This window comes from Pedobacter sp. Leaf41 (assembly GCF_001422545.1).
In the GTDB taxonomy this organism is placed as follows: domain Bacteria; phylum Bacteroidota; class Bacteroidia; order Sphingobacteriales; family Sphingobacteriaceae; genus Pedobacter.
On sequence record NZ_LMLE01000001.1, the window covers coordinates 895,529 to 915,823 of the forward strand.

General features: G+C 38.8%; 16 protein-coding genes. 8 read left to right on the forward strand and 8 right to left on the reverse strand.

What is annotated here, in order from left to right; genetic code table 11:
* The first annotated feature begins 1 nt into the window (after position 1).
* Entirely contained in the window at positions 2 to 274 is a 273-nt protein-coding gene (locus ASE92_RS20690) for a UBP-type zinc finger domain-containing protein (RefSeq protein ID WP_082454899.1), read from the forward strand.
* Between the two features lie 128 nt (positions 275 to 402).
* Here the strand turns inward: ASE92_RS20690 and ASE92_RS21595 are convergent, their stop codons facing one another.
* Positions 403 to 555, reverse strand: coding sequence for a DUF2256 domain-containing protein (locus ASE92_RS21595; RefSeq protein WP_082454900.1), 153 nt, complete (start codon positions 553 to 555; stop codon positions 403 to 405).
* Between the two features lie 284 nt (positions 556 to 839).
* On the opposite strand from ASE92_RS21595, the gene ASE92_RS03815 reads away from it, so the two are divergent.
* Entirely contained in the window at positions 840 to 1,031 is a 192-nt protein-coding gene (locus ASE92_RS03815; protein ID WP_056848742.1) for a hypothetical protein, read from the forward strand.
* 446 nt (positions 1,032 to 1,477) lie between these two features.
* On the opposite strand, the gene ASE92_RS03820 is transcribed toward ASE92_RS03815, so the two are convergent.
* Positions 1,478 to 1,849, reverse strand: a complete 372-nt coding sequence (locus tag ASE92_RS03820) for a PleD family two-component system response regulator (RefSeq protein WP_056848743.1) — start codon at positions 1,847 to 1,849, stop codon at positions 1,478 to 1,480.
* Positions 1,850 to 2,589: 740 nt separating this feature from the next.
* On the opposite strand from ASE92_RS03820, the gene ASE92_RS03825 reads away from it, so the two are divergent.
* Entirely contained in the window at positions 2,590 to 3,486 is an 897-nt protein-coding gene (locus ASE92_RS03825) for an SDR family oxidoreductase (protein WP_056848744.1), read from the forward strand.
* Positions 3,487 to 4,102: 616 nt separating this feature from the next.
* Here the strand turns inward: ASE92_RS03825 and ASE92_RS03830 are convergent.
* The 5 genes from ASE92_RS03830 to ASE92_RS03850 all read right to left on the reverse strand — a co-directional run bounded on the left by ASE92_RS03830 (position 4,103) and on the right by ASE92_RS03850 (position 8,209).
* Entirely contained in the window at positions 4,103 to 4,633 is a 531-nt protein-coding gene (locus tag ASE92_RS03830; protein ID WP_157255623.1) for a ferritin-like domain-containing protein, read from the reverse strand.
* A gap of 374 nt (positions 4,634 to 5,007) precedes the next feature.
* On the reverse strand, positions 5,008 to 5,334 hold the full coding sequence (locus ASE92_RS03835; protein WP_056848745.1) for a hypothetical protein: 327 nt from the start codon (positions 5,332 to 5,334) through the stop codon (positions 5,008 to 5,010).
* Positions 5,335 to 5,595: 261 nt separating this feature from the next.
* Positions 5,596 to 5,832: a hypothetical protein gene (locus ASE92_RS03840; protein WP_056848746.1), complete on the reverse strand. Its 237-nt coding sequence runs from the start codon at positions 5,830 to 5,832 to the stop codon at positions 5,596 to 5,598.
* A gap of 102 nt (positions 5,833 to 5,934) precedes the next feature.
* Positions 5,935 to 7,410 (reverse strand): PAS domain-containing sensor histidine kinase, encoded by a 1,476-nt coding sequence (locus tag ASE92_RS03845; protein ID WP_056848747.1) that lies wholly within the window; start codon positions 7,408 to 7,410, stop codon positions 5,935 to 5,937.
* A gap of 1 nt (position 7,411) precedes the next feature.
* Positions 7,412 to 8,209, reverse strand: coding sequence for an alpha/beta fold hydrolase (locus ASE92_RS03850; protein ID WP_056848748.1), 798 nt, complete (start codon positions 8,207 to 8,209; stop codon positions 7,412 to 7,414).
* Between the two features lie 570 nt (positions 8,210 to 8,779).
* On the opposite strand from ASE92_RS03850, the gene ASE92_RS03855 reads away from it, so the two are divergent.
* The 4 genes from ASE92_RS03855 to ASE92_RS03870 all read left to right on the forward strand — a co-directional run bounded on the left by ASE92_RS03855 (position 8,780) and on the right by ASE92_RS03870 (position 15,673).
* A complete protein-coding gene (locus tag ASE92_RS03855) occupies positions 8,780 to 11,971 on the forward strand; it encodes a TonB-dependent receptor (protein WP_056848749.1) in 3,192 nt (1,063 codons plus the stop codon).
* Between the two features lie 9 nt (positions 11,972 to 11,980).
* Positions 11,981 to 13,597, forward strand: a complete 1,617-nt coding sequence (locus tag ASE92_RS03860; RefSeq protein WP_082454901.1) for a RagB/SusD family nutrient uptake outer membrane protein — start codon at positions 11,981 to 11,983, stop codon at positions 13,595 to 13,597.
* 14 nt (positions 13,598 to 13,611) lie between these two features.
* Entirely contained in the window at positions 13,612 to 14,466 is an 855-nt protein-coding gene (locus ASE92_RS03865) for a hypothetical protein (protein ID WP_056848751.1), read from the forward strand.
* A gap of 88 nt (positions 14,467 to 14,554) precedes the next feature.
* On the forward strand, positions 14,555 to 15,673 hold the full coding sequence (locus tag ASE92_RS03870; RefSeq protein ID WP_082454902.1) for an alginate lyase family protein: 1,119 nt from the start codon (positions 14,555 to 14,557) through the stop codon (positions 15,671 to 15,673).
* A gap of 3 nt (positions 15,674 to 15,676) precedes the next feature.
* Here the strand turns inward: ASE92_RS03870 and ASE92_RS03875 are convergent, their stop codons facing one another.
* On the reverse strand, positions 15,677 to 16,690 hold the full coding sequence (locus tag ASE92_RS03875; RefSeq protein ID WP_056848753.1) for a LacI family DNA-binding transcriptional regulator: 1,014 nt from the start codon (positions 16,688 to 16,690) through the stop codon (positions 15,677 to 15,679).
* Between the two features lie 440 nt (positions 16,691 to 17,130).
* On the opposite strand from ASE92_RS03875, the gene ASE92_RS03880 reads away from it, so the two are divergent.
* Positions 17,131 to 20,289 carry a TonB-dependent receptor gene (locus ASE92_RS03880; RefSeq protein ID WP_056848754.1) on the forward strand — a complete coding sequence of 1,053 codons (3,159 nt, stop codon included), beginning with the start codon at positions 17,131 to 17,133 and terminating at the stop codon, positions 20,287 to 20,289.
* Positions 20,290 to 20,295: the final 6 nt, after the last annotated feature.

A 20,295-nucleotide genomic window follows, 5' to 3' on the forward strand; every position in this document is an offset into this window, starting at 1 on the left:
TATGGAAAACAATGGAATTTGCCACCACATCAAGGCTATAAAAACGCTTAAAGTGGCTAAAGAATACACTTGCGAAGAATGCATCAAAATAGGAAGTGACTGGGTGCATTTACGTACCTGCCAAACCTGTGGGGTTACTTTGTGCTGCGATTCTTCACCCATGCAACACATGTCGCACCACTGCAAAAAAGTAAGCCATCCTGTCGTAATTTCTTCAGAACCTGGGGAAAGGTGGCTGTATTGTTACATCGACGATGAAATGGATGGCTATTAAGCTAAGTACTTCATTGGTTTAATCTGTCTCGTCGCCTATAAAACCAATGAAATGTTTATTTACATTTCATGGTTTCTTTAAAAACTAAATATCTCATCGCTCTACTATCCTCTTGTGGAGCGTAAATATTAGCGTATTTCAGTATCTCTACTTTTTTTGTGTGTTTTGCATTTCAAACTGCAATAAATAACATCATCCCAATTTAGCTTCCATTTTTTTCGCCAGGAAAATGGGCGTTCGCAACTAGGGCAGATCTTTTCCGGGAAGTTCTCTTTTTTCAACTTAAGGTGTTTATTTCAGAACGTTCAACATCTTTTTTTGTTTTTCTCTATTAAAACTGCTGAGGAGAGACCCATACTATGCTCTGAGAAGTTTCAGTTATTAATCTTGTCCTTAAGGGGGCTCGATCGTCTATTATTCAAGTTGTTTCACGGTTTTAGAACGGCTTACGGAAACTACGGGTTACTTCCTCGGGAAATACTTGTTTTAGTAACGCTTACCGAAATGATAAAACTTTTGCAATTAAAAAAGGCTTTTTCATGAGTAACCCCTTAACAAAGAAACGATGAAAAACTACATTTTTTTATTAGGCACGTTAGCCATTTTAGCAGTGTCTTGTAACTCCGATTCAAAATCAAATAATGCAGATTCAGCAAGTGCTGATACTTCTATGAGTTCGATGGATGCAACTTCGCCAATGCAGGATACTACCACAACAGATAGTAGCATGCAAGATACAACTACCCCAACGCCGTAGTTTGTACTACAAATTGATTTAAAAATTCAAGCAAGGGATAGAGATGGTATTCTCTGGTTTATCCCCTTTGAAAACTTGATTTAAAAAGTTCCACGTCATTTTCGTGGAGCTTTTTTGTTAACAAGAAAAAATAATGAAGAATATTTTTACTGAGCGATTAAGAATCTTCACCTGGGACATTAACGGCAGTTATTTGCTCTATCTTTTTAAAGGGGATTATGAGATATATATTTCTATTGATAGCGAAAGATATGGAGGTTAGGTAGGAAGCGGACTACTTAAGCTTTTGGCGATAACGTGATTGAGGTTGATGCTGTAGGGATTAATCATCTTGATTCATATTGAAGCGCTATCGGTAATAGGGATAGAAATTGTGGATGATTAGATTTTCATCTGCTCAACAGAATAGAGTGAGACAGTTTTTATAGAAAGTGAGCTTCATGAGGTTAAATGTGTCCTCCTGGCATAATTAGCCTATTAACCATTCTGGTTAATTTATTATAATCGAAAGGTTTAAAAATGATGCCATCTGCTTTGCAAGAAATGTCCTCTACCTGCGATTCTAACAAAGCAGTGATCAACATGATTGGAATATGCCCGGTATCTCGATTTTTTTTGACGAGGTTGCATAAATCTCTGCCATCAGCTACATCCAGAATAATATCCATCACAATTAAATCTGGCTTGAAATTTTTAATAGATTCATTTAGCAGATCAGCCTGATTAATATTTTTAACTTGATGGTTCTGTTCCTCCAGTGCAAGTTGTATTACGTCAGCATTGCCTAAATCGTTATCTAATACTAATATTTTCGACATTTACTTCTATTTGGAATATAAAAATAACGAATTATCCGCTAAATATACCCCTTGATATAACATTCACTATTTATCCCAAAAGATTGCGTATTTAAACTTACTTATAAATCTTGAAAACGAGCTATTGAAATGTCAATAAACTTAAAACGAGATGCTTTTATACAATAGAGGTGTGGAGGCACTTTTCGAAAATTTTTATGGCTGGCGTAACTGAATTTATTTCGCCGCAAAGGAAATTAATTATAGTCAGATTGAGACCAAAAAATCCGTGAATTTTGAAGCTAACAGAATACCAGAATTTTACCTCATAAATATTTGTTTGCTTGCTGTTATATGTTCATTAATCGATTCACAATTTTGACAGTATCGGCAGGGAGGAAGTGTTGTAGTGACTAGACTTCCATATTTTTGCCAATATTGTAAATGGTGCCAATACTCTACCCTTTTTTTAATAGCACAAATAAATAATCATCGTCAGCGTCCTGTTAGCAAACAACTCTCTGTTTTGCCTCAATTCTTATAGCGATAATCGATTCGTATTCTATTTAATTTCTTCATAGTGGTAATGCAAAAATAACAATAGGTATTATGAAGAACAACCGGTAGTGGGGAATCGCTTGTCGAGTAACCTAATAAAATATAACTTAAAATAACCTTCTAATGTGATTTTTTTAAAACCTTTCTGTTTTTTATCGGGTTTTTTAAACGATGTATAATCCGTTTATTAAATAATAAAGATGATGACAGAAGAAAATAAAAATTCGCAAGATCCATCCGATCAGTATCCGAAGCCACCATTTCCTAAACAAGATCAGCAGCCACCCGGGACAGAGTCTAATCTTGAGCCCAAAGCCGATCATGGAGAAGAATCATATAAAGGCAGCGGTAAATTAATAGGTAAAAAGGCTATTATTACCGGTGGCGACTCAGGAATTGGCCGAGCTGTGGCCATTGCTTTTGCCCGCGAAGGCGCTGATGTGTTAATTAGTTATTTAGATGATAGTGAAGATGAAGATGCAAAAACTACAGCTAAATATGTAGAAAAGGCGGGTAGAAAAGCAGTTCTGATTAAAGGAGATATTCAGGATGAAGCTCATTGCCAGTCAATTATTGATAGCGCCGTAAGCGAATTGGGTGGCTTAGATATTTTGGTTAATAATGCCGCTTTTCAAATGGCAAGAAAATCATTAAGCGAGATTCCGAGTGAAGAGTGGGAGCGTACGTTTCGCACCAACATTACCGCAATGTTTTTTCTATGCAAGGCTGCAGAACCTCACCTCAAGCCAGGTAGTAGTATCATCAATACCACTTCGGTAAATGCTTATTCGCCAAGCGAGCAACTTTTACCCTACGCTGCGACCAAAGGTGCTATCCAAAATTTTACGGCAAACCTCAGCCAGATTTTACTGATGAATGGAAAAGGAATTCGGGTAAACGCGGTAGCCCCAGGTCCAATTTGGACACCGTTGATTCCATCAACTATCCCCGAACATGAAGAATTTGGAAAAGATACACCAATGGAACGTGCCGGACAACCTGCAGAGGTAGCGCCAGCCTATGTATTCCTGGCTTCCAATGATGCAAGTTATATTGCCGGTGCCACTATTCCGGTAACCGGGGGTAGAATAACGATTTAAATAATTAGATTTAATCATAATTAAAAATAGGCCTTAAAAAGCTAGTCATGGTCGGAAGAAATTCCGGCCATTTTTTAAAAAATAGGCCTGGATCTCCACCACATTACACAACGATCATAGCAATTATTAGGTCTCTAACCTCCATAGCGAAACGCCTTTTAGCAGTCTTATAACCGATTTTATAGCTTTTTTGTACATCATTAGCATAATTGCAACGATCAGCGTCATGTACAGCACTACCTGTATCCCATTTTTGTTAAGCGAAATAACTTGGCTGACATTAGGTTCCTGTTTTAGGAATCGGAAGAAAGACTTCTATGTCCCAGCTCCTTCTGTATGCTTGTGAAATTTATTCTTTCTAATCTTCGTCAAATACGAGTAATTGCGATATGGAATGGTAAATAGCGAATAGGGAATGGAGAATAGCGCACCTCTTCGTTTTTAAAAGGTAAACTAGTGATAATTCGTCAAAATTACATATGTACGCCCTTATATAGCGATTTGGTTTCGGTAACCAGCCCAGCGATGATGCGAAAATGAAATGAGTGGCATTTAATTCCAGTATTCGATTAACAAGAAAACAGCGATGAATCTTATCGCTATTTTCTTGTTAATATTATTTATTTTTTTCTTCTGCACCCGCATTTGCCTCGCTAATGGCAATTTCGGTAAGTAAAACATCTGTTTGCTTTTCTTCTTCAAGCGTTTGCCTTAAAAGCTCTTCGGCCTCTGTATGCTGCATTAATTTGGCGTAAGTAACCAGACAACCATAACTTGCAATCTCATAATGCTCCACTTTCTGAGCTGCAGAAATCAAGGCTGCATCCAAAACTTCGGGTTGATCAGAGAAACTTTCGATAATCTCTTCAGCCTCTTCTAAAAGGCCAGCCATTGCTTTACATTTTTTGGCTCTGGCAGTCAAATCTATTGAACTGAAAACGTTTTTAAGTCGTTCAATTTGCCCTTCAGTTTGTTCGTAATGTGTATCAAACGCTTGTTTTAGTTTTTCACTTCCAGCGGCATCCGATAGTTTTTTAAGTCCTTTTAACAGTTGTTTTTCTGCGCCTAAAATATCTCTTAATTCATCTACAAATAATTCGTGCAAATGCCCGTTCGGCATCGATGCACTGTTGCTTTGTTTTGCCATAGTATCGATTTTATTTTTATTATTATTTATTAGCTTTTAACTATTTAAATTTTAGTGCTGGCTTGCCCGTTCCGTTACATTTTTCAGTTACGTCAGCTATTTTACTAGCCCTGGGCTCCATATAAAAAACATTAAAAAATAATTGAAGTTTGGCGAAAACTACCCGCTTTGTATAGAAATAGTACGTAATTTATTACGGTATTTTTTGTCGGTCGATTAATCTTCTTGGTTAATAAATGCCGATAAATATCCTATATGGATCAAGAATTAGCAATTGTCAGGTTTGCGATCTTGGCAGGCATAACCTGAAAAAGATGATGATGTATTTATCTCCTGAATTGAAAAGTGAGCCCCAGCGTTAGCCAGGATGAATGCTAAAAATTGCGCTTAGGATTATAAGCTGAATTATCCTTTTTGGCGTTACTTCTATAAGTTTCTAAGAAATGTTGTACGTTTTCAGGTGGATTAACATTTGCAATTAGACGCTTAATATTAACGTCGTTACTCAATGCTTTATTAAGCTGATGCTCCCAATCGATCAAGGCATCCTCAACGGAAATACCGCAACCATATATGCCTGTTTGAGCATCTTCGCCGTAGAGCACGCAAAAGTTATTTTCATGTTTAAATATTTTGGGTGAAAGTTTTTTTGCTATTCCTTTTAATGGAACTTTAATTACCATATCTGGTGAAATATTCATGTTTGATATCGATTTGTCGTTTAAAAATCTTTTTGTTCTTAAGAGATAGCCCTAAACACATTGGAAAAAAGAGAGGCAAGGATACCTTTTGGCATCCTGCCGTCATTAACTGTAAACCTTATCCATCCGGACAATAATTTTAAGCAAACTAGCCAATTGATATCAAAATAAAGTACCGAATTCTTCATTCAGGTACTAATCAGATACATTTCGGTAGTATCCGCTAGTTTGAAGGTAATAAAAACCGCTTGGAGTTTTTCACTACTTATCCCACCAAACAGGCTCGTAAATCAATGCCGTTCCCGGGAAATTCTGGTTGGTCGTAATTTCACTACTCGGATATAAAAACCGTAAAGGCATTCTATTGGCGCCAAGTGTTGATGCAGCAGATGTAGTTAGAAACTCGGGGTAGCCTTTTGGAAGTATCTTCCTCAAAAAATAAGGCTGATGATATCCTGTTGAAGTAAGTAAGGATGCATTCCTGAATGAGCTGAGCATCCAAAAATATTACAGTGATAATAAAAAAAATCAGTTAGCGCTAAAATCCCGTTTAGAAAGGCCAGTAGACGAGGCTATTGGCATTAATTACATAGTTTTTTATCAAAGAGGTAAGGTAAACCAAAAAGAACTTCCGCTACCAACAGTGCTTTCTACGCCAATCTCCCCTCCATGTTGCTTTACAATTTCGGCGCATATAAACAGTCCTAAACCAAGGCCCGAATATTTCCCGCCAGTTGTATTAATCTGGTAATAGCGGTCGAAAAGGTGTGGTGTTTTTTCTGCAGGTATTCCTGGTCCTTCATCACTTACCGTGATGCGCACAAAGCCTTCAACATTTTCAATATTGATTTTGATGAGATAACTTTCTGGAGCATATTTCATCGCATTCGTAATAAAGTTTGTTACCACTTGCTCTATCCTGCTTTCATCTGCGTAGACCGATATAGATTTATCTCCTTCGGTGATGATTTTATAATGGTCTTCAACCCGAATATGATGTACACAGCTGCCAATCATTTCCACTACATTGAAATTGCTCTTGCTTAATCGCAACTGCCCATCATTCATCTGGCTGGTGTTCAGTAAATCCTCCACCATTTCGGTAACTCTCGAAATATTGTGATTGGCTTTTTCAATAAGGCTCAACATGCGTTCGCTGGTTTCCCCCTTCATCCTTTGCATCAGTTGAAGAATGGCCTTTAAACTGGTAAGTGGTGTTTTTAACTCGTGACTGGCGATATTGATAAATTCGTCTTTCTTTTTTAACTGACTAATATGCTCTTCTACATTGGTACAAGAGCCGAACCAATTGATTTGTTCACCGTGATTATCAACAAATAGTGAAGCTTTGATTTGATGCCATTCATAATTGCCTTCCTGATTAACTAACCTAATCGTTTCATTTAAATCTGAACCGCCTGTTTGGCAGGCATACCAACTTGTAAGTAATTTTTTTATATCTAGTTGATGAATTTTTGAGAGGATGAACGAAGATCGGGTCTCATTTTTTGTACAATTAAAATATTGACAAAAACGGGCATTAACATAATTTATACGGCCAGTAGAAGATGCCGTCCAGATCATTTCTGGAGCAAGATCTGCCATAAATTCAAGCCGTTTTTGCTCGTTTTCGGCCAAACTCTTTGCATTAAGCAGTTCTCTTTCGTAATTTTTGCGTTCTGTTACATCAACCACTACTACGTTAACTGCTTTAATGTAGCCGTTTTTATCAAGGATGGTATTCGCATTTAGTAATGTTGATAAGGAGTTGCCATCCTTTTTTAGCAGTTCGTAACTAAGTTCTTTTACTCCACCATCTACCTTTACCATAGGTAGAAAGAACATTTCAAAATGCATTTGGCCACCCTTTGGTAAAAGAGCGGCGAACTTTGTTCCTAATAATTCCTGTTCTGAAAAGCCTAACCAATGAAGTAGGGTATGATTTATTTTGATAATTTCACCCTTCGTGGAGAGTGAAAAATAGCCGCATGGCGCTGTATGATATAACTCATCTGAATTAATAAGGGTTTCTAGTAAATGATTTTTGCCGCTCATTGATTCGTCAGGATAGCTCATGTTAGGTAATGAACGTTTTAATAGCCCGAATTGTTTCTTCAGGTTCACTAATATGTGGGCAGTGGCCAGTCGCCTCTAAGAAAACGATCTCGTTTCCAGGGGTATGTTGATAAACAAATTCACCCACACTGTTAGGCGCTATAATGTCATCGGCACATTGTAACGTCAAACTTTTGATTTTTAATTTCGACAGATCTGCCCGGTTATCAGAGAAAAAAGTAACCCTGGCGAAGTCTCTGGCTACTTTTGGATCAGTAGAACAAAAACTCTCCGTTAAAAATCCTCCGAGTGCAGGTCGGTCAGGATTGCCCATAATGGCTGGAGCCATTTTACTTGACCAACCCAGGTAATTGCTATCCATAAAATCAAAAAGATTTTCCAAGTCAGCTTTCTCAAAACCTCCGAAATAATCACCTTCGTTTAGGTATCTGGCCGAGGGACCAACAAAAACTAACTTCGAAAAGTATTCAGGCTTTTGGTTGGCGGCCAGAAGTCCGATCATACAGCTTACAGAATGTCCTACAAAAATAACGTTCGTTAATGCTAAGGCCTCGCAAATTTCAAGCACATCTTGTGCATAACCATCTAGCTTGCTGTATTTATTAGAGTCGTACTGACCAATATCCGATTTACCCGAACCCGTGTAATCGAATAGCACAACTTTATAATCTGCCGTAAAGCCATCTATAATAAATTGCCAGGCGTTTTGATCGCAACCAAAGCCATGGGCGAATAGCATAACCTGATTTCCTTTTCCAATAACATTTACATTATTACGGATTAAGACTGACTGTTGCATGTAAAATAGGAATTGATTCGATAAAGATATGGAAAATATAGTATTTGCAAATAAACGGACAAGTATTTACACGGGTGTCGAGGTAAGTATAAAATGCTTGCGATTATTTTCAAAATGTAACTGTATTTATACTGTCTAGCCGTAGATAATAAGCTTCCAGCGACTACAACTATGAACTCATACTGATGCAGAGCTTTCAATATTTACAAGTCAACAGCCTTTACAGTTGAATTTTTACAAGTTTTTTTGCCTTCGATTTTAATCGGTTGAAATATTATTCAATCGTTTGAAATTGTTTTCAGAGCGGTTTAAGCGATGTTTTTAGATTTCTTGAAATAAATTTTTTCTTTTTCATTGTACTTTTAATTCATAACTAACCAAATACATAAAAACGCCAAAACTCATTAACATTTCTTTCGCCAAAAAAGACAACTAGATTTTTAAGTCCGGAATTTTAATTTTTTACTGTAGAAGATGCGGTATGCTATAACAGCAATTTTGCCTGTGTGAAATTGCTATGCCCATCTTAATCTGCAGCATTTAATGCATAACTAACCAAAATAGATAATTATGAGAAAACCCTTTACCCATCACCATCATCGGATCTACCTCACCCATACTTTAACAGTTTTAATTCTTGTATTGCTAGGGATCTGCATCACAGGTTTACAATCAGCCTATGCGCAGATTAAAATATCAGGTACAGTATCTGATAAAACTGCCGGATTACCAGGTGTAAGCGTTCAAGTAAAAAATACAAATACTGCAGCCAGCACAGATCCAAACGGCAAGTACACCATAACGGTGCCCAATGCACAGGCAATATTGGTATTCAGTTATGTGGGCTACGCTCAAAAGGAAATTCCTGTTGGCAATAAAACCGTTGTTAACGTAACGCTCGCTGAAAATGTAGGTGAGCTTGATGAAGTTGTAGTCACTGGCTATGGCGGAACTTCCAGAAAGAAAGACCTGGCTTCTTCAACTTCTACCATTACGGCTAAGGAAATTGAAGAAAGGCAGCCACTAAATTTGTTCGATGCTTTGCAAGGCCAGGCCGCCGGAGTGCTGGTAGTTAATGATAACGGAGAGCCGGGTGCTGAAGGCTCTATTACCATTCGTGGTCCTTCTACCTTTTCATCTGAAGGCCAGGGTACAGCGCCTCTATATGTAATAGATGGTGTAATCACGCCCAATGCCGCAGCAATCAATCCTAATGATATCCAAAATATCGAAGTACTTAAGGATGCTGCGTCTGCTTCCATTTATGGTTCTAGGGCAGCAAATGGAGTAATTTTGATTACAACTAAAAGAGGCTTGGAAGGGAGTCCACGAATAGATCTGCAGTATGTATTTACAATGGGCCGCATCGCTCATGAGATACAGCAGTCAAATTCTGCTGATATTCGGTATTATCGTCAATTGCAGGGTCAGTTAGCTGTTTTAACAGATTCCTTAAATCCAGGCTTAAATTCTGCAAATGATCTGCAGAAATTATTATTGGGTAACCTGGCCAAAAAGCACGATGTCCGCCTGTCATTAAGCGGCGGGTCAAAAGGGCTTACTTATTCTACCAGCTTAAATTATCTCGACGATCAGGGTATCGCTTTAAATACCTACAATAAAAGAATACAGTCTAGAACGAATGTTGAATATCAGGCATCGAAAAAACTTAAGATTTCGACCAATATTTCTTTTTACAGGCAGACTGGAAATTATGCCAATATCGGAAACTCTATCCGGCCTGTCTTCGACCGACCCTCGAGTTATCTGATTTATTATCCCAATGGTACGCTAACCAGTTTCATTAACAACAAGAGAAACCCTATTGCTAATGCTTTACTGGAAGTAAATACTCGCGAGGATTACAAGGCTCAATTTGTAAGTACGCTAAACTACGATATCCTTAAAAATCTAAGGTTTACCGCCGCCTTAAATACGCAGCTGGATAATGGGCAACGCGTATTCTTTTCGCCACGGTATGTAACCAATCAAAATGGCGATAATAACGCTGCAACCAATGCTACAAGTAAGCGCTTCTATTATGAAGGACAAGCTTATTTAAACTATAACAAAAGTATCAAAGATCATAATCTCGCAGCAACATTGGGCGTATCAAGAGACCGGGTTCGGTTTGATGATATTACTTTAAGCGGTACCAATTTCGTACTGGAAAATGTAAACACAATCACTGGCTCAAATATCTCGGTATTGAGTGCTCAACGGGTTTCTGCCTCAGCGGTTTCGACTGGTTCTTATTTTGCAAGAGCGAATTATAATTATAAAAGCCGGTATATTCTTCAGGGGGTATATCGCAATGATGCTTCGTCGAGATTTGGGGTCGATAACCGGGCAGGGAATTTCCTTGCCGGTTCGGCAGCATGGCGCTTTAGTGATGAAAAAATATTCTCTTCGCTCAAAAAGATTTTATACGATGGTAAGTTAAGATTCAGCTATGGCAGCTTGGGTAACGATGCAATTAGTCCTTATGAATCTATTCCAAGAGTAGAAATCGGAGGGAACAGTTACAACGGTGTAAGCGGAATTTCGACAACCCCTACTTTTAGTAACACAGCACTAAAATGGGAAACAACAATTACCAAAAACCTGGGTCTTGATTTAAGTTTTTTAAAAGGCCGGCTCTCCTTAACTGTTGATGCCTACCTCAGAGATACACAAGATTTGTTGTACGACAGGCAAATGCCAAAAGAAACTGGTTATAATACCATTAAAGTGAATGTGGGAAATATTCAGAATAAAGGCCTTGAGTTTGCTGTTTCTGGGTCTCCTGTAGCTTCGAAAAACTTTAATTGGACGGTGAACGCCAACGTTTCAATAGAACGTGGCCGTATTAAATCGCTTTACAACGGCGAACAATTTATAGCTGTAGGTTTGGGCGGAGTAAGTGGCGGTAACGCAAATTATCTGGTGAGAGAAGGTGGTAAAATTGGTGATTTTTATGGATGGAAGAATCTTGGGGTATATGAATATGACGCTTCGAATGCCTACACCCCTGATGGACGACGATTAACCCCAGTGGGGATAACCGTTAAATATCCTGTTCGCGGCACAGCTGCAGATCCTGTAGCATCGACCGCCAGTTATTATGAACTTGACGGGCAGCGTTATGCAGGTACAATTGTGCAGAAAAAAAATAGTGATGGAGCAGTACTGCTTGGAGGAGATACCGAATGGGAAGATACCAATAATGATGGCTTTATCAACGAGGGCGATCGGCATGTGATTGGGAATGCGCAACCAGATTTTTACCTGGGTTTCGTGAATAACTTTACCTACAAAAACCTATCTCTTTCCTTCATCATCAACGCTACAATTGGTGGCCAGGTGTATAATCAGTTTAAACAAAATCTAACCAATTTTGCAAATAATGGCAATCCATCATTACCAGAGGCGATTTATGGTGCCTGGACCAAACAGGGAGATCAATCCACTTATCCTTATTATCCAGATAAAAACATCAGGGGAAGCCAGCGATCGGGAGGAAACAGCTACTTTTTAGAAGACGCCAGTTTCATCAGGTTGTCTAACGCCAGATTTACCTACAGGCTTGATTCAAAAATTGCTAAAAAACTATTTACAAGAAGCCTTTCGGCATATGTTTACGGTGTTAATTTGCTTACCTACACCAATTATACGGGTTATGATCCTGAATTTTCTGCGTCATCAGGTTTAACTCCTGGAGATGACACCGGCAAATATCCTAAGAGAAGAGAGTTGGGTTTTGGTATTAACATCGGATTTTAATTTTATACAATGAAAAAGATATTTACAATAACATTCTTAAGCTTATTAATGGCTTTTGGAGGATGTAAAAAAGCAATAGATGAGCAGCCAATTTCCGAGGGCACTTTGAGTACGTTCCTGAGAAGTTCACTCGAAGCAGATGCAGCTTTGGCGGGTATGTACGGCGAGTTTCAGCAAACAATGATGGGCGACGGCCAATATCAAAACCGCCAGATGTGGTGGGGAGAATCCAGATCGGATAACTGGGAAAGGCGTGATACCTACAGTGTAAACTCTACAGATGAAATTCATTTAAACGGACTCACGGCATTGAATACCTGGGCTGACTGGACTTTTTTATACAGTACCATTTCCAGAGCGAATTTATTAATCAAAAAGATTCCAGAGGTTAAAGATTATGCACCCATCGGTACTATTGGCGCTTTAACACAAGCCAAAGAAGCCAGTTATATGGCGCAATCGTATGCCATGAGGGCACTTTGCTATTTCTGGATTGCCAGGGTTTGGGGCGATGCACCGTTACGTTTGGAGCCTTATGAAAAACTGGGCGATCAGGCCGAACAAGCTAAGGATCCGCAGGCAAAAATACTTGATCAATGTATCAAAGATTTAACAACCGCATACGACCTTACCCTTAAAAATCAAACTCCGGTTACCTGGTATTTGGGCGAAGGTGCAATATGCTCCATTATGGCCGATTTGTACATGTGGAGAAAAGACTATGCCAATGCCAATATCTGGTTTAAACGTTTGTTTGCAGCTAAAGCGCCAACAGGCAAAGTTTATAATGCATCGGGCATCGGAGCGGATGGTTCTGGTGGGGCCTTAACTGATCTTCAGCCAGGAACTACATGGAACACACAATTCGTAAATCCTGCCACCAGCGTGGAAACGATCTTTTATATCAACTGGGATTTCCTTGCAAATGGATGCGCCTGTATGGCCGGAACATCAAGAACCGATAACGAACCTTTCATCAGAATGGCCGACCCCTTGTGGACCGATTGGCCTCGTAAGTCAGTTCAACTCTATGGCACAGTTTCGGCCACGACAGACTTGCGGGTGAAACAAACATACAATATTACTTCAGCAACAAATCAGCCGATTAGGGATAGGAGTGTTTGGAAGCTATATGCCGGGAATTATGTGGCCCCAACAGCAACAGCCGGATACAATTTTACCCCAACAATATACAACAGCAGTTTACCAGGCACCAGAGAGACGAATGTTTATGCACCGATGTACCGCTTGAGCGGAATGTATCTTCTTTATGCAGAATCGCTTAATAAAATCGGTGATAGAGCAAATGCAGTGAAGTATTTGAATTTAATAAAAGCCAGAGCCGGTGTACCGCAGGTTGTGGCTACATCTTTTACAGAAAATACGCTCGAGATGGAAATTTTGCAGGAAAGACAGTATGAGCTTTTTGGCGAAGGTGTACGTTGGTTTGATCTGGTTAGAACAGATCGTGTTAAAGAAGTAATGGATCCTATTTTAATTGCCCGTCAAAGCTCAAGGGGCAATCCGGCAGTAGGCTGGGGTAGCGATAAAAGAAGATATTACTGGCCATTGGCAACAAGGGTGCTGTATTCAAATAGTTTACTGGTTCAAAGCCAACCTTATTAATTAAAGAATTGAAAATGAAAAAGATAAATTTATTAATGATCGGTTTCTTAACCATGGCCACCATCATTTCAGGATGTTCGATGTTTGGCTTGGATAAACAAGTAGATTATGAGTTTCAAAAAAATATACTTGATGCGCATATCAACAAATCGGCGAAACAGTATTTATTAGATCGGGGTAAAAATCCGATTGTACCCAACGATACCATTTTTAAGTGGATGCAGCTTGGTTTGGAGTACGCGGGTATTGATCTGGCCGAATACGAAAAACCCGGTCGTACCTTTGTTTTCCTAAAAAACGAAGCCATCCGCGTGTTGCCTACACGCACTACAAACGGAGTGCTGGTAACTACCAGTAATGTTCCAACTGCCGGCATGTGGTTTTCGTTTCCTTTAGTTAGTAAAAATACCGATGGTACTTTGAAATTAAAAACCGATGGTTCTGTAGATGGGGTTCCGGTTAAAAATTGGTCAGATTATCCGAAAGAAGATGTGAGAAATTTTTTCTTATCACTTATCGCACTTGAAAATTATGGGTTTGAAAACGGTACAACCACCAATTCTTCATTGCCTACACTTTTACCATCTGGCACTAGTGCTACAGATAAATCGTTACTTGGATGGTACCTTGCCGGAACTACACCAAACTTAAATGTTTCCGGCGATCGGATACTCAACCGCGTAAACAGCTTAACTCCAGGTCAGGTTTATGGTTTCGATCCGGAAAGCCGCCTTAATTTTAGAATTGTGAGTAGCGATTATTCTCCATTAAGGTACAACGATGCTACAAATGCTGCCACTGCTGGTTTGCTCGCTACCAATGGCCAAATCCATGTATTCGGGGCGCTTATCTATCCGTGGAGATATTAATATGAATTTAAATTTGATGCCTGTTAAATCGGACAGGCATCAAATCTAAATCATCAGTTAACAAAATTCTTAAATTCATTTAGTGCTAATGATCAGATCGATTATTTTTCTCTTTGCAACTGTATTCTTGTTTTCATCAACAACAAAGGGACAAGAAAAATTTAAACTCTTAATTAATGATGAAGCAACCTTAAAGGTTTTAAAGCAGCAATTCATTTCAAAATCAAGTAATGAACAAATTAGCCGTGCCGATCGTGCCCTGCTAAAAAGGCCGTATTCAGTTACCTTCAAAAAAACTAAAATTGCGCCTTCTGGCGATATTCACGATTATTTAAGTCAGGCACCTTATTGGTGGCCCGATCCAACAAAAGCTAATGGCGAGCCTTACATCAGAAAAGATGGACGTAGAAACCCGGAGATTTATAAACTCAATGATCGGGCACAAATAGGAGATTTAACTGCTGCATTAAACGATCTGGCCTTGGGTTATTATCTTTCTGGTGAAGAGAAATATGCTAAAAAAGCCAATGAGTTGTTAACCGTTTTTTTTGTCGATACCGCAACACGAATGAATCCCAGCCTAACTTTTGCACAATATGTTCCAGGATTAAATGATGGCCGTGGAATTGGCATTATCGAAACCCGAGGCTTGATAGATATTCCAGAAGCCATTGCGCTGTTGCAAGAGAGTAAATCTCTAAAGCCGGAGACGGTAAGCGGCGTGAAGAAATGGTTCAGTGCTTATTTAACGTGGTTAACCGATAGTGCGAATGGCAAAAGCGAAAGGTTGGAAAAAAATAATCATGGTACCAATTATGATTTGCAGGTAATTGATTTTGCCCTGTTTCTGGATAACAAAGAATTGGCTAAAAGAACGCTTAGCTCCATCACCATTCCCAGACTTGATGTGCAGTTTGATACCGATGGTCGCCAGCCTTTAGAAACTGCCCGGACTAACTCCTGGGATTATGTAAATATGAATCTTGATGCATGGATGAAGATAGCTAAGCTGGCTCAACATGTTGGAATAGACTTGTACCATACGAAAAACAAGAATAATGTTGGTTTGCAGAAAGCTGTAGAATGGCTCATCCCATATTTGGAAGAAAAGAAAAAATGGCCATATCAGCAGTTAAATAAGTTCAACAAAGATCAGGCACTGTCCATTGTTCAAAGAGCAACCAAAGTATATCCTTCAATAAAATAATTGTTAATGAACAACTAACTTACAATCAACCAATATCTTCTGATAATCGTTTGTTTCAATATTTCTGTTTAATAGCTGTAAAAGAAGTTTCATCGCATTTTCGCCTACAGATTCAGGGTTTTCTTCAATAGAAGCAACCGGAGGCGAATTAAAATAGCTGATGAATGAGGTATTGCCAAAACCGATGCATTCCAACTGTTGAAAGTTTGGATGGTTAACCGAACGAAGATATTTCATCGCATCAAACAAAATCGGCTCTTTAAAGGCCACGAGTGCAGTGGGTATTTTATCTTCAGATGAAAACAAATTTTTAATTGCGGTAATGGTACTTTCTTTATCAAAATCTGTATAAGCCACTAGTTCTGCAGAAAAGGGAATGCCATGGTCTTTAAGCGCATGAATGTAACCATTAAACCTATCATGGGTAAAGCTGATCATTTTTGGTCCACCTAAATAGGCAATATTTTGATGCCCCCGCTCGATTAAAAATTTGGTAGCTTGATAGGCACCCTGAAAAGTATTGCACAAAACCTTGTGGCAACTGAGGTTAAAACTAGGATTTCGGGTGTAGTAAACCACAGGGGTGCCCATTTTTTCAAACTCGTTAAAATGAGAGAAATCTTGGGTGTGCTTGGAAATGGCTACAATTAATCCATCAACACGGGTTTGCAGCAACATGTTCGCAGATTGGATTTCTTTTTCTAAACTATCGTGCGACTGGCTGATAATTACGTTATATCCATGTTTTGAAGCAAATTGTTCCAGGCCGTAAACACTTCTGGTAAAAAAGTGGTCAAGCAGATTCGGTAAAATAATACCAATAATTTTTGATCGTCCCTGTTTAAGGTTAATGGCCGATTTATTTGGCGTAAAGTGTAATTCAGTAGCCAGATCCTGAACTCGTTTTTTAGTAAATTCGTTTATAGTAGGATAATTATTCAATGCCTTAGACACTGTGGATATTGACATCTTTAATTTTTCTGCCAGATATTTTAAGGTTACCGGGGTATTCTGCATATAACTTAATAATAGGGTACTACATAGTTAAGCAAAAATCAGCTATTATTTCAAACGTTTGAAATATAGTTTAAACCCATTTTAAGCGTTTATTGTTAATCAGGCTCGGAAATTTCTTATTTGCTTCCATAAATTAGATTTATTAAAGAAAACTAACCAAATAAACATGGAAAAAAATTACTCTACTCAGCATCAGCTGTCGCCTTGCTTTTCTCTGAAATGCAAGAGTTTCAACAAAAAAAATGACATCAAAATCTCTGGTATATGCCACTCTAGTCATATCCATTCATTTTAAAAAGCAGATTATTTAGGCGCAATTAAATAGCCTGGAGCGCATGCAATCAAATTTATTCCACATAAACTTATTAGGCTATTGCTATAGTAAGCGTGGCATTGGTATGCATTGGGTTTCACCAAACAGATTAATATCGATATAAATTATGAAGAGATTTTATTTTCTTTTGAGCGCTTTCGCAGCTAATGTGATTAAGCCTTTCCCAAAGGCAAAGATTATAGCTGTTATTGCATTTACGCTACTTATTAATAGTACAGCTTTTGCTCAAAGCACAGTGACCGGGACAGTCAGAGATGAAAAAGGCATCACCATGCCTGGTGTAAGCGTTAAAGTAAAGGGGTCTCAAGTTGGTGCGGTTACAGATGAAAGCGGGAGATATACCATTAGAACGACTTCCCCAGGTGCTGTGCTGGTATTCGCATACATTGGTTTCGCATCTAAAGAAGTCGCCGTAGCAGGGAAAACCACCATTAATGTTAGCCTTGCTGATGATGCGCAAGGTCTAAATGATGTTGTAGTAATAGGTTATGGAACGCAGAAAAAAGTAAACTTAACTGGTGCAGTAGCACAGGTTGATGGAAAACAACTTCAAGATCGTCCGGTGCCAAACGCAATTGCGGCATTACAAGGGATATCGCCAGGAGTTACCATTACCCGCGGAAGTGGTAAACCTGGTGCTGAAGGATTGGGGATTAGAATCAGGGGCTTTTCGTCTGCAAATACCACAGCAGCATTAACCTTGGTTGATGGTGTGGAAATGGATCTGGCCTTAATCAATCCTGATGATATCGAGAATATTTCGGTGTTAAAAGATGCTGCTGCTGCCTCTATTTATGGCGCACGTGCGGCCGGTGGTGTAATTCTGGTTACCACAAAAAAGGGCGCAAGTGGCAAAACACGCATCAACTTCAGTAATAACTACAGTTTAAACATTACCGCAAGGCAACCCCAAAGGCTCAACTCATGGGATGAACAAACTTTAATTGATGAGGCACGGTTAAATGCAACTGGCGCCAGAGAGTTTACTCCTGAGCAAATTGAATGGCTTAAAAATCCTAATTTTAATTATCGCGAAAACCAAACCGCCGATCGCTGGGATTATTATGATAATACCAACTGGATTAAAGAAGGTATGGATAAGGTTAATGCCTCACAGAAATATAATTTATCAATTGGAGGAGGGAAGCAAGAGTTAAATTATCTATTGTCAGGCAGTTATTTTAAAAGAGACGGAGTAATGCGTTTCGGTCCTGATGACAACTCTGTTAAAACAATGCGCCTTTCTGTAAACTCGGAGATCAACAAATATTTATCAGTTGGAGCGATTTTGAGTTATGCCGGATCTCAGGTAAACGAAAATTCTTACAGTACAGGCAATATTATCGATTTGCTTTACCGTGTACGTACCAGACAATCGTTGTATGTACCAAAAGAAGATGTAACCGGGAATATTTACAATGGTGATTTACAATTAAATCCTGTTGATATTGAAAAAAATGCAGGGTTTCAAAGAAGTGACTTCGATAACTTCGTTGGAAAAATAAATATCACGGCCAAAAATTTTGTTAAAGGCCTTACTGTAGATTTAAACGCCTCCCGTAATTACGGTTTCTATAATTATGAATCGAATAAAAGAACATTAAACTGGTATGGAAGAAGTACCAATACGGTTCGTAATACGCTCAATGCGTTAAATCAGCTCGATTTGACCAAAAATAAAAGTTATCAGGATAATTTAACCGGCCAAATCTCGTACGATTTACAGCTTAACAAACACAGCTTTAAAGTTTTAGGGGGTGCTTCTTTTGAACAATATAGAAAAGATGAGTTTTCTGCCAGTGCAACTGGAATGGTAACGAACGATTTCTTTAGTTTAAATTTTGGTGATGCTGCAACTAAAACCAATAAAGACAAAGTTGAAACCTGGGCTTTTGGTTCTGTTTTCGGCCGTTTCAATTACAATTACGATGAAAAGTATTTATTTGAAGCGGTAGTTCGTTACGATGGAAGCTCTAGGTTGGCGCCTGAAAATCGTTTTCAGGTCTTCCCGGCATTTTCAGCTGGATGGAGAATCAGCGAAGAACAATTCTTCAAGGATAATGTGCCTTTTGTAAGCAATTTAAAACTTAGAGGTTCCTGGGGACAGGTTGGTAATGGTGCGGTGTTAGGTTTCTACGATTATTTCCCTTTGATTACCAGCGGCATTGGGATCGACAACCAGAACAGAGTAATTTTTAACGGTTTGAAAACCCAGTATCTCTATCAAAACCAGTTGGCTTCGGCAAATAAAACCTGGGAAACCGTTCAGTCGAGCAATATCGGGATTGATGCCGGTCTTTTCAAAAACAAGCTAACCTTAACAGCAGATTATTATGTAAAATATAATAAAGATATGTTGGCCGATTTATTTTTACCAAGTACCATCGGTGTAAATGTTCCAAAATTAAATGTGGGCGAACTTAAAAGCTGGGGTTGGGAGCTTGAATTAAAATGGAGAGATACCTTTAAAAATGGTGATTATAGAATAGGATTTAACGTTGCTGATAATCAAAACGAGGTAACTAAATACGATGGCCGAAACTCGGTAGCGAATGCCGGCGTGGTAGAAATTTTACAGGGCTATCCGCTAAATACCGTTTGGGGTTATAAAACTGATGGATACTTTCAAACGCAAGCAGAAGCAGATGCTTACAAAGCAAGGGTGAGATATCCGTTCTTTGCCAATCCTGCTGCAGGTGATGTAAAATATCTGGATTTAGACGGGAATGGAGTAATTGATGCAGGTGGTGGTACGCCAACCAATTCAGGAGATTTGGTAAACCTTGGTACCACTAACGCCAGATATACTTTTGGCCTGGATTTAGGCGCATCCTGGAAAGGATTTGATATTACTGTATTTTTTCAGGGAGTTGCAAAAAGAGCTTTCTTGATCGATGAAAATACATTATCTCCGATTTTAGGAACTGCGAACATGCCATGGTCAATTCACCTGGATCGATGGTCGCCAGAAAACCCCAACGCGTTTTTTCCACGTATGTTTCAAACCAGTGCCCATAACTTCAGGCCATCAGACAAATGGGTGCAGAATGGAAATTATATCCGCCTGAAAAACCTAACACTAGGGTATAACTTCAAACCACAAAATAAAATATTCCAAAACTTAAGGGTTTATGTCGCCGGGCAGGATTTGTTTGAGAAAACAGATGTGCTGAGTGTTTTCGATCCCGAAGTTGGAAATGATGTAAGTGCACAAGCATACCCTTTCTACCGTTCTGTATCGTTCGGATTAAATATTACCTTATAAAATGAT